Here is a 10,558-nt window from a genome sequence, read left to right on the forward strand (position 1 = left end):
GGCCGTTTCTTAAGCTTCGGCCGGGTAAAGCTAACAATGTGCCTCGCGCCGGCATGATCGTGAGATGGTGCAATGCTTGCTACATCCAGCTGGTGCAGGCTGGTATTTTGCGCTCAAACCCATTTCAGCGTTTAAACAAATATATTAACTAAAAAGCCAATGGGTATGGATTGCTTTGCGCAGTAGCAAGTAATGCCAGTGATCTTGCTCGCATGCCGCCCCTCTTGGTAATGGGCAGCTGTTCTGACTGCCCTCCCCGGCGTCATTAAGGTACAGCAGTTGGTTGCGCGCAGAGCATTTCGCTGTCCTAGGCACTTCACCACATCTGCTGCCTACCCAGCCCTTGGGAGTCCCTAAAACGACAAAAGCGCCGCACTAGTGGAGCGACTCGCCCAAGGCACCGGTTTTAGGAAGCTGGTACTAGATCAATGTCTGGTAGAAGGTGAGCTCAAAATCTGTTTCCTGCGCGCATGATCGCTACGGCTCGGGCAGTGAGCGGTACCACTCAGCATAGGGCGTGTTAATAGCCTTGTGGCGGTTGTAGTCTGGACTGCCGTCGCTCCACCATACCGGGCCCCTCTCCCTAGTGCCCTTTTCGCCTGATCTACTTCTGATCGAGCGGTGCGCATCTGGTCTGCATGAATTGTTGCCCTCGCTTCTTTGACGGCTCTCCGCGCCTCCATCAGCATCTGCACCAGCTGCCGGCGCTGGTCATCAGCTAGCGCGGGATTGCTTGAGCTAATACATCAGAGACACCACCGACGGCTCACAAGCTGCACAGGAGAGATATACGGAGCGAGGTGGATGTAATGAGTCTTCATAAGCCCTTTTGAGTACATTTGTACTCCATCACAATTCCGGTCACCAAGTCCCTAACAACCTCCACTGGTGACTAGGGCAAGCATGCACGTGGAGCGCTTTGTTCGCGATCACGTATCGCGGTGAAGCCAGACGCAGGAGCTCCTGAGGGCTGGGCACGGCTGTTGTGAACCAAGCCCCGACTGCGTCTGGGTCTTGGCACTCCGGGCTTATATCCTTGTGCTTGCGCACTCCGCTTGCCTCATGGCTTCGATTCATGAGTGCCCGGGCAGACATCATGCGCCGTGTTGCGACGACGCTTGCTCCATGGGCATCATGAAATTAAACAACAACAATAAAGGCAGGCCCTATGATCTCCCCAGTCGCCACCGTATTCGCCTTCATCCCGCAGCAAACTGGTGCCTCGAAAGCTCCCCAATGTAGCGACAAGCTGGACAGCCAAGTGGTATCGATCTTCCAGGCGATTGGTATTTCCTATTCGATCCTGGACAGAATGATTGCCCACGACGCCAGCTGTGCGGATGCGGATGCGGATGCGGATGCGGAATTCTTTGTGACAACGCTTATGAAGGACGGTTGGTCATGGAACACATCGCACCGGTTAGTGACAGAGACCGACTGGCAGCAACGGATGTATCGAGCATGGAGCGTTTTGAGCACCGAGAACCGCGGGATCGCAGCGGCGCTAGACTATGGGGTGTACCAGAACTATTGGCCAAATCTGGAGTTTTGCGCAGATGGGTTTGAAGGGAAGATGGAGAGTTGGATAGCCGGGGCTTGAAGGTGCCGCACGCTAGATCGTTTGCCCAGTCATCTGCCACTGACAAGGCACTTTGGAAAATACGAGCCCCCTACTCTCCTAAGCGCTCAAGCCTCGGTCGAGCAAGCTCATGACCGGGGAAGTGCTCAGTCCAGGTGCCCCCCCCGGCTCGAAATGATCGGATACCAGTCACGGAAAGCCTGCACGCATGATCACATTCAACACTAGGCAGGCCACCCAAGCGGTGGATGCTCCCCCGCACTAGAGCCAACGCTTTGGTGCAGTCGGGGAAAAACTAAGCCATAGCTTAGATTCTCTAGTCAACCGTGACAAAACCGCAAAAACTAAGGTAAATCTTAGTTTTCAGCTTCTGATCGTAGGCAGTGGGTTGCCTGACAGAATGCGTACAAGGCTCTCCCAGCACTCAACATTTGCTCGGTCGCGGTGAGCCCTTCAAGACTGCAGCTTGAGTCCAGGGCCTAATCGACGCATTCCCCACCTACCCTCGCTTGCGAAGTATGCGCTTCGCCGTTGGCTCATTTCTAACGATGAGCAATTCGGAATCCAGGACTGTCCGCGAAATAAATGCGAGCGTGCGTAGCGTAGGCTGGCCATCGATTGCCCGCGCGACCTCATCTGGATTGACCGACTTGTGCCCGATGAGGCGCCGGCCTCTGCTTTTACGAAGCGCGTCGACGATCAACTGGCCAAGTTGGCGAATCCCGCCCTCATCCAAATCCCGGGTGACTTGTTGATCCCGGGAGGTACCTAGAAGATCACTCATCATGTGGGTTTTGACTTGCGATGGGTCATCCGAACATCGGTAGGCCACAGGGTGGCCATTGAAGACGACGTAGTGCTCATCATCGTCAGGCAGCACGCCGATATCATTGGGGCGGAACCCGAACGAGTTGTCGACGATCTGCTTCGACAGGTAATGCGTGTTGAGCTCGGCGCTTAGATGGAACGCTGGGGCCACGTAATAGACTTCACTGCCCGTGCTTTCGAGCGCCAGTAGCAAATCATGCTGCGCGGAGTGCCGTAAAGCATGCAGGTGCCAACGGTAGTAGGCGCCCCCCATCAGGTTGTATTCCTTGCAGTTTGTACGCTCCAATCGATGGCTCAGCTTGAACTGCAGAAACAGTGGTGATCCGAAAGGGATCTTGACGTCGTAGCCACCACCCGGTTTTCCTTCTTTCTGTAGTGAAGGAAACTCGGGGGCAGCGACGACATGAGCGCCAGGCGCTGTGATCAGCTCGTTGGTGAAGGCGAAGCCGTAGGAAAATTCTGACATCTCGGGTTTCATTGTTGCTGCGTCCTTGCTGTTAGTCGTTCATGGCAACGCATCGGCTTTTACTGTCCGCATAGCGGCGGGCGGCGGCTAAGGGACAGGTGCTGACGCTGCAAGCTCCAGAATCGACCAGCCAGCTTTTTCAAGCGCCGCCCTTCGCTTTTCCCCTGCTGCGCCCTCCCCCAATGAACTCTGGCGCATGGCCAAGCACAGCATGTGCGACGGACGAGTCATCCCTACGTACATCAGCATCATGTCTTTCTTCGCTGTTTCCTGAGGCCTCTTGGCAGCTGCTTTTTTGCCCTCAAGACATGGCATGAGTTTCTGGATGAAGTGACTGCCCCTGAAGGTCTCCAAGATTATCGTCGCTGCGTGTGTCTTGCCCTTTTCCGAGTGAATGGATGACATCCGGATATCGACGCCGGCGGAGACATCCTGGAACCGGTAGGTGTTTACAAGGGAACCCCCTGTCTCTCCGGCTTCGGTGGCAACCGGAGCAGGCTCATAGGCAAGGTACTGTCGGCCTAGGAGTTCAGCTGCAACACCCTCAGAATCACAGAGCGCGGCTGCAAGGATCATGAGTTTCGGTGCGATGACCTTGACCCAGTCCTGCTGCGTGACTTCGGACGGCACAAACAGCATTTGCTGGAGGCACTCGCGGTACTGAGCGAAGGCTTTGGGTTTGGCCGTGAATTTCTCATGTACAGCGGATTGGTGCCGACCTCGTATCTGAACCAGGCTACGAGGGAAAGCCAGCTCACCGAGGTTGATCAGACACGAGGCCAGCAGCTCAACGGCCGAATTGGCCGTGGGTTCCTTCATCGCATAGCGACGTGCGATATGTGCACCCTCGGCGAACGTGCGGGGCTTGAACGACGTCTTGGTCGTGTCAGACCGATAGGATGGCCAATAATGCTCCAAGGCTTTCGGGTACTGGTTCGGTTTGAAGTTTTCAAGCCGATGCACGGCGCCGACGGCGAACACTCCCTTCTCGCGGATATCTTCCGGAAGGTGCTTCAGCACCAGCTTGCCGAATTCGTCCAGCACTCTGGTTGCATCCTTGTCCGGAAAAACGATGATCGTGTTCGGGATGGTGCTGGGTTCCCCTTCCGCCCGCAGCCCTTTCAAGCCATCTGTGATCGGGGCATAGGCAAACGGGTTGGCAATCGACGCAATTGCCTGATCAAAGCGGAAGCTGCTAGCGATCTCCAACTGACGCTTTGGGTCAGGGAACGGATCTGACAGTGGTGTCTTCCTGTCGAAGATTTCCTGGTTTGGGTCGCCGACGCGGATGACCCGAACATCTGGATCATCGTGAGGAAAGACGCGTTGCAGTATGCCCGCCTGGTCAGGTTGGGTGTCCTGCATCTCATCGATCAATACGCACGGGAAGCGCAGACGCAATGCGCCGCCCACAGCTGGTTCTTGGTCGAGTAAGGCGTGGCCCAGCACGAACACTTCATCGAAGCAGAAATAACCTGCCTTGGCAGCGCCACTCAGCGATTTCACCACACTTTTGTAGGTGGCGGTGTGTGGCGCAAAACCGATATCTTCATCCCCGAGTGGATGATCAAAATCGGCAGACCGGACTCGCAAGCTGTGGAGGCTTTTATGCTTCATCTCAAAGGCCGTCTTTGCACCGAAGTGCTCGCTATCCGTCAGCTTTCTTCGGCGTGCCTTGTGCGTGAGGTCATCGTCAATGGCCAGCAGCCCAATCCCTTTCGAGCGCAGCCATGGCGAAGCCAAGAATCGTCCGGTGAAACCATGGATGGTGTCGATATAGTGAGGGAAGCGCAGCAGCCGTTGACCTACTTCCGTGCCGCCGAGGCGTTTCTCGATCTCTTCCCTGGCCGCGTTGGTGTGTGAAAGCACGCAGATACCCTGCATACGGCTCTTCCAGTGACGAGCCAGGATGGCCAATTTCGCCACGACCAGCGTCGTCTTGCCGCTTCCCGGGCAAGCCGCTACATCGATGGTATCCATGGACTTCAAGAAATCACGACGAGGCTCGTCCAGCGTTTCCAGCCCCATAAGCTTGATGACCCAATCCACATCGGCATCAGTGATGGGGGCAACCAGTTGGCTAAGCGTCATTCGGCGACCTCTTCCAGCGGATCAGCTGAGCCTGTTGGTGCTGCCGGCACCACGAGATTGTGAGCTGGGCTAGAGGTTGTGGTCAGTGCGGCACCTCCGGTTGCGTACTCGATCGCGTGGACAACATAAGTGGGCAGCAGCCCACGCAGCATCGTGGCGTCCAGGGTTTTGTTTTCAAAACGCTGGTCGATCAAATCGATCAGGTGCTGGGCTGCGATCGCTTTAGAAGCTCTTTTAAACAATTTGTAGATCGCGGAACACCTAGCATCCTCGGTGGTATAGGTGGACTGGATCTTGTCGAAAGCTGTCTGCGCCCTTTTCCTCATTGATGGCAAGGTATGCGGCATGGTGGACTTCCTGCGAAAGCCCCTTGAACGCTAGGTCGTACTCAAGCGTCCAGTGATCTGCAACGTATGTGCGCACGCATTGCCCGTCACTTTCTGCTCGCTTGTCGCGGTGCTCCTTGAGGCCTTTTTCAAGGTCAGGCGCAGTGGCACCGAAGTCTTTCATCGCGCGCCAGCGTCGATCGGCTTTGTCTGGCCATACAGCCCCTTCTACTCCCTTCAGGCTCAAAATCTCGGGTGCACAGTCCGGCATCACGTCCATGTCTGTAATGCAGGCGGTAGGCACCGATATCTCCCCCTTAGAGGTGTCTTTCCGCTGCAGGATTTTCGAATACCGGCGCAGGCCGACGCCGCCCACGTTGATAATCGATACACCATGCTTGGTGAGATCTTTGCCAAGTCGCCGAGCGAGTGACGGCAGCAGAATGGCCTCGGCATCACCTTCTACGACCAGTAGCCCCTTCGCGAAGAACAGACCCGCTTTGGTAACGTCCAGGAAGCGGCTGAGGAAGCGATAGTCGTCAGGAGCAAGGCAGGTTTGTTCTTCCGCAAGGGAGAACGCTTGCTGCCGCTGCATCAGAACCAAGTTCTGCAACGGAATTTTGGAGCTTAGGTTGGGGCTGTGCGTGGTCAATATGACTTGAACCGGCCTCAAGCCTGTAGCTGGCTGAGCCGCAGCCTCAAGAAACTCCATCAATTGGAGTTGGCGCTGAGGATGTAGGTGCGCTTCTGGCTCTTCGATGAGGAGCAACGGAAGTCCGTCGGGCTCTTTACCGAGCAGCAGTAGCTCACAGGCCATGAACAGCACGTTGTTCGAGCCCAGCCCATAAACGCCGCGGGCTTCACCTGTGGCGTGATCCAACAGCCCCAGCTCCAAACGCTCTAGGATCTGTTTGAGTTTGGCGGGATCCGTTCCCGCCTCCCCGAAACCAATGCGACTTGTCAGTGGCTGACCAGCAAGGGAGAGCGGACGCAGGTAGGTGTCGTTGATTTCCTTCTGCGCGGAGACGATGGCGCCGTGGCTATTCACCAGGTGGCGAAGATAGTCGCCCATGCCTGCAATGCTGAGGGCCTCAGCGTCAGCAAGGTCAGCTGGAAGCGCTGCAGGATCAAAGACGCTGCCGGCGTCAATGTTCGGGAAACTACTGAGTACCTGAGACAGGCGGGAGTTTCTGCCCGGCGACATCTCTCGTTCTGCGTCGCGCAGCGGTTTCAGATACGCGGTGGCCAGTAGTTGCCGTACCCCCACGTCCAACGACGGGCCTTCTCCGTTTTCACCCGAGCGAACCGAGATGTCGACCCATTTACGGGTGGAGGCGGAGGCAACGATACGGCGAGCCGACCAGTGAACGTATAGCCTCCCAACGCCACCCTTGTAGGTCACATACTCAGCGAACGCGCCGAGTTCCGCGGGGCTCAGTCCTTCCAGCGTACACCTGAGGGTGATGGCTTCCGCCTGGGTGCCATCGTTGGCGATGTGAAAGTCCTCGATCTGTAGCCTGAGATACTCAGCATCACGTGTCTGCAGAACGTAGCGAATCGCATCGATGACTGCGGTTTTGCCCGCGTCGTTTTCACCTACGAGGGCTGTCACGCCTTCGTTGAACTGGATGTTCAACGCATGACCGCCTTGGCCGAACTGGCGGAAGTTTTCGATTTTCAAAGCCGAAAGGTACACAGCGCTACCCTCACCCGATTCAGTGGCAGGGAGAGGGTCGCTGAGCGTCAACCTGACCGATGCTATCCCTCCCTGGATGCGCTAGCTATATGCCATGAAAAAGCCATTATTGCTAGACGATTCATCCGGTTGCAGCCGGATCGTGATAATTCGGCATACTCGCGTGGGCGTATAGCCGCTGCGAGTATCAGTGCGGCACAAATTGATGGCGGCGTAGCCCGCGCAAGACGTCAAGGTTCATTTACGATGCTGTCGGCCCAGGCCGGTCGCGAACAGGCCGAAAGCATCAATACGCACAGGAGCTTTTCGTTTGGCAGCAAAAACACTAACAGCCCGCGAGGCCTATCAAATCCTGCGAGACATTGCCCAAGGGGTACGCACCATGCGCCGCATTGGCCAGCAGTCGTGGGCTGAGATCTACTGTGGCTTGATGACTGTCGAGGCCGACGGCTGGGTGTTCACGTTCTACAACGATTGCGACACACTCGATTACTGCGACAGCTGCTACAGCCCCGAGGGACGTGCTTACGTTTTCGAGTCGCTGCAGTCGTACAGTACCGACCCTGTGGAGCTGTTGAGCACTAGGGAGCAGGCCACGTTAGAAAAATTGCTGAGAGACGCCTAGACGCCCCGAACTCAGCATAGGTCGAGAAGGAACTAACCTCACCCAGGGCGACTCAGGAGGCGCACGGCCAATTTGCCCGGTGGGCATATAGAGGTTTACATCATCAGGGTGTGGCTGGCTTGGCAGCCCTGAGCCGAATCAGGCTCGACATCTGACACGCCTCTAGAGCGATGTTCGCTGACAATCAGGCGACAAACCCATGCTCCAAGCGCCTGATAAACTCGATAACCGTGTCCGTCTCCAGCCTGGTCGTGACCATAGCGTCAGGAGCTTTGCCGCCAAATGCTTTTAACGGACGCGACATCCAGTGCATCGCTGCGTCGATATCACCGCCATACAAGCGCTTCGCGGCGTCGAGCACCTCCAAATAACGGGCCTGTTGATCGGGGGGCAAAGTGCTCATGAGTACGCTCCTTCTGCGGTCTGATCCTAGACTACACCATCGCCATCCGCTCAATGTCTCCCCCTTATAGGCGAGCCTGGTGCCAGTTTCAGGCGTCCCTATTACTACGATCCCTGCAGGTGGTTACGTTGGCCTGAGGCCGGCGTCTCAGGAAATGTGTAAATCAGTTTTTTGACGTGTAAAGCGGGGTGGTTTACACATCAAAAAATTGGTTTACACACCGAGTCGAGGGCGGCTTCAAGCTAGATCTTCATTTCTCTCCCGGATTCCCTCCCCGTCTCCCACTGCGTATCAGCACGCATTGACTCAAGCCCACAACACCATGGTTTTGTCATTCGCATGCTCGCTGCAATTGCTCAGCAAACAGAGGCAGATAAAGCTCAGACTCGGCTGTTTGCCACCAAACCTTGTTCTCATTCTTGTCGGTGAAGGCCAGCAGATCGTGCGCCAGAAAGACCTCAAAGCCCGCCCTGGCGACCTTATCTTCGGCGGTGAACGCGTAAAGCCCGACTTGGGAAAGTAGCTTTTTGACGATCAGCGGCAGCAACCAGGCGGAGAAAATGAGATGGTTATGGCGAGGCCAGATGCTTCCCTTCTCACCATTTGCGGGGCCATGAGCTGCGGCGTTACGAGCGGCACAGAAATCGTGAACCCAGGCGTCGAGCGGGCGATTTACGTGCTTGTCCCAGTGCGTGCACCACCACTGTTCGTCCAGGCTCCCGTTATGCCAGATGGGCGGGTTCGGTAGCTCATCGAAGTGTTCGTTGATGGCTCTGCGGAAGGCAGCTTTGTCATGTGGAACGTCGAGCAGTGTATCTATGGCGACCCGCATCAGAATCAGTTCGGATCGTTCATCTATGGATGACGCATCGGTATTGGCTCTGAGGAAGGAAACGACCGCCTCGTCGATACGTTCCTTAAGTTTCCCAACAGGTAGCTTGAGTAATGCTTCAAGCAAAGGGATGTCGAGCGTAATTCGCGAGCTGTTGTCGACGTGGTACGGCCGAATGAACTTGAGCCCTCCCCTGCCCGCCAGCATGTTTTGTGTCCCACCGTCACGCCGGCGCGTGGTCACACAGGAATGAGCCGGTGACGCGACATCAAACCGCTGCGCAACGACCTGGAGTGTGTCGGCGTTGCAATAGTCGGAAGTTGAGCACAACGACCGACCTACCAGGGCAGAGAATGCGAGATACGAACACTGAACCAGTCGTTGCTGGATTTGGGCGTCCGAGGCCTCAAGGCCCGGTGTGTCTTCATCCCAAATGATGACCGCAGCATGCTGTGTTGGCTGTGAAAGCTGAGAGCCGAAACCTCTGTCGCCGTAGTTGCCTAGTACGCCGTCGAAAGCCTCCTGCGGTATACCCAGGAGTTCACCCGGGAGTCGACCTCGTTCGTAAGGGATCAAGCGGAGATCTGCGATTCGTAGCTCTTCGGTAGCAGATATCCAGGGTAGAAAGAACACAACTGCCATAGCCCCTCGCTTCACTTGGTCATAAGAATGAAGAATCTTAGCTCAGTGATGAGTGATCAAATGGGACTGATTTCTTCCGCTGGGCTGAGTGACTAATCCCATGTCGAAGGCGAAGAATTCTAAAACGAAAAAAGCCCCGAAAGGGGCTTCTGTGTGCGTGCAAAAATCATCCTGATAGTTACACGAGTCCGAGAAGGCACGTCAGAGAGTCAGTACCACACCTATTAGATTGGAGCACTCCCCGGACTCTTATACTGTATGTAAACACAGTATAAGAGTCAACCTCCGTTACAAGCCACGACCGAACCTACTGACCAGGCGGATCAATTCACGTGGCAGCCTCCTTCTGCACACTCTCCAGCTTTCGCGTGAACGTAATGAGGGGAGCAAAACACAACCAGGGCGGCACCTTGAAATACCAGGATGCCAGCTTTACCGCGGGAAACCGTGATACAAGGTCTGCTGCCAACCTTACTAGGATTCGCTAATCATGAAAGAGCTACGGACAGCCGCTGAAGTCCTTGAGCGCCTCAGCCATAACCAGGATGCATTACGCGCCGCCGTCGAAGAGCTAGCCAAATGGGTTGGTGATCGAGGAGCAAGCAGTGTGGTGGGAAATGTGAATGGAGCTCTGACGACTCTCGACGACAACATCGATGCTGTACGGCAAGGCATCGCGGAACTAGTAGCGGCGAGCGTCAAGCAATAGGTGGGCTCAAAATCTGTGTCTCTGCGCGCATGATCGCTACGGCTCGGGCAGTGAGCGGTACCACTCAGCATAGGGCGTGTTAACAGCCTTGTGGCGGTTGTAGTCCGGGCTGCCGTCGCTCCACCATACCGGGCCCCTCTCCCCTAGTGCCCTTTTCGCCTGATCTACTTCTGCTCGAGCGGTGCGCATCTGATCTGCATGATTTGTTGCCTTCGCTACTTTGACGGCTCTCCGCGCCTCCATCAACATCTGCACCAACTGCTGGCGCTGGTCATCAGATAGCGCGGGATTGCTGTAGCGCCATAACTGACCTTTGACTACGAAGTAGCGACCGTCTGGTGTCGTATGGCGCATCAAGCAG

The 10,558-nt window shown here is 55.9% G+C and carries 10 protein-coding genes and 1 pseudogene; 3 read left to right on the forward strand and 8 right to left on the reverse strand.

Annotated features, from left to right (window positions below; genetic code table 11):
- Positions 1 to 477: 477 nt before the first annotated feature.
- Positions 478 to 743, reverse strand: a pseudogene (locus BLX41_RS36985) (hypothetical protein).
- 425 nt (positions 744 to 1,168) lie between these two features.
- Here BLX41_RS36985 and BLX41_RS32520 point away from each other — a divergent pair.
- Positions 1,169 to 1,600 (forward strand): hypothetical protein, encoded by a 432-nt coding sequence (locus BLX41_RS32520; protein ID WP_123728171.1) that lies wholly within the window; start codon positions 1,169 to 1,171, stop codon positions 1,598 to 1,600.
- A 478-nt stretch (positions 1,601 to 2,078) separates the two neighbouring features.
- Here the strand turns inward: BLX41_RS32520 and BLX41_RS32525 are convergent, their stop codons facing one another.
- The 4 genes from BLX41_RS32525 to BLX41_RS32535 all read right to left on the reverse strand — a co-directional run bounded on the left by BLX41_RS32525 (position 2,079) and on the right by BLX41_RS32535 (position 6,986).
- Entirely contained in the window at positions 2,079 to 2,885 is an 807-nt protein-coding gene (locus BLX41_RS32525; RefSeq protein WP_123728172.1) for a hypothetical protein, read from the reverse strand.
- 75 nt (positions 2,886 to 2,960) lie between these two features.
- Positions 2,961 to 4,964 (reverse strand): UvrD-helicase domain-containing protein, encoded by a 2,004-nt coding sequence (locus BLX41_RS32530; protein ID WP_123728173.1) that lies wholly within the window; start codon positions 4,962 to 4,964, stop codon positions 2,961 to 2,963.
- Positions 4,961 to 5,206 carry a hypothetical protein gene (locus BLX41_RS36990; protein ID WP_259745493.1) on the reverse strand — a complete coding sequence of 82 codons (246 nt, stop codon included), beginning with the start codon at positions 5,204 to 5,206 and terminating at the stop codon, positions 4,961 to 4,963. The genes BLX41_RS32530 and BLX41_RS36990 overlap by 4 nt, the downstream gene beginning before the upstream one ends.
- Before the next feature lie 19 nt (positions 5,207 to 5,225).
- A complete protein-coding gene (locus BLX41_RS32535; RefSeq protein WP_259745494.1) occupies positions 5,226 to 6,986 on the reverse strand; it encodes an ATP-dependent nuclease in 1,761 nt (586 codons plus the stop codon).
- A gap of 310 nt (positions 6,987 to 7,296) precedes the next feature.
- Between BLX41_RS32535 and BLX41_RS32540 the strand changes: the two genes are divergently transcribed.
- Positions 7,297 to 7,611 (forward strand): DUF7693 family protein, encoded by a 315-nt coding sequence (locus BLX41_RS32540; RefSeq protein WP_123728174.1) that lies wholly within the window; start codon positions 7,297 to 7,299, stop codon positions 7,609 to 7,611.
- A 184-nt stretch (positions 7,612 to 7,795) separates the two neighbouring features.
- Here BLX41_RS32540 and BLX41_RS32545 read toward each other — a convergent pair whose 3' ends face one another.
- Together BLX41_RS32545 and BLX41_RS32550 are read right to left on the reverse strand one after the other, a co-directional pair.
- Positions 7,796 to 8,014 (reverse strand): antitoxin Xre/MbcA/ParS toxin-binding domain-containing protein, encoded by a 219-nt coding sequence (locus BLX41_RS32545; RefSeq protein ID WP_123728175.1) that lies wholly within the window; start codon positions 8,012 to 8,014, stop codon positions 7,796 to 7,798.
- Positions 8,015 to 8,345: 331 nt separating this feature from the next.
- Positions 8,346 to 9,422: a hypothetical protein gene (locus BLX41_RS32550; RefSeq protein WP_259745495.1), complete on the reverse strand. Its 1,077-nt coding sequence runs from the start codon at positions 9,420 to 9,422 to the stop codon at positions 8,346 to 8,348.
- Positions 9,423 to 9,978: 556 nt separating this feature from the next.
- On the opposite strand from BLX41_RS32550, the gene BLX41_RS32555 reads away from it, so the two are divergent.
- Positions 9,979 to 10,197 (forward strand): hypothetical protein, encoded by a 219-nt coding sequence (locus BLX41_RS32555; RefSeq protein ID WP_123728177.1) that lies wholly within the window; start codon positions 9,979 to 9,981, stop codon positions 10,195 to 10,197.
- A gap of 36 nt (positions 10,198 to 10,233) precedes the next feature.
- Here the strand turns inward: BLX41_RS32555 and BLX41_RS34070 are convergent, their stop codons facing one another.
- Positions 10,234 to 10,551, reverse strand: a complete 318-nt coding sequence (locus BLX41_RS34070) for a hypothetical protein (RefSeq protein WP_123728178.1) — start codon at positions 10,549 to 10,551, stop codon at positions 10,234 to 10,236.
- Between the last annotated feature and the right edge of the window lie 7 nt (positions 10,552 to 10,558).

The sequence above is a fragment of the Pseudomonas protegens genome, from assembly GCF_003732485.1.
Classification (GTDB): domain Bacteria; phylum Pseudomonadota; class Gammaproteobacteria; order Pseudomonadales; family Pseudomonadaceae; genus Aquipseudomonas; species Aquipseudomonas protegens_B.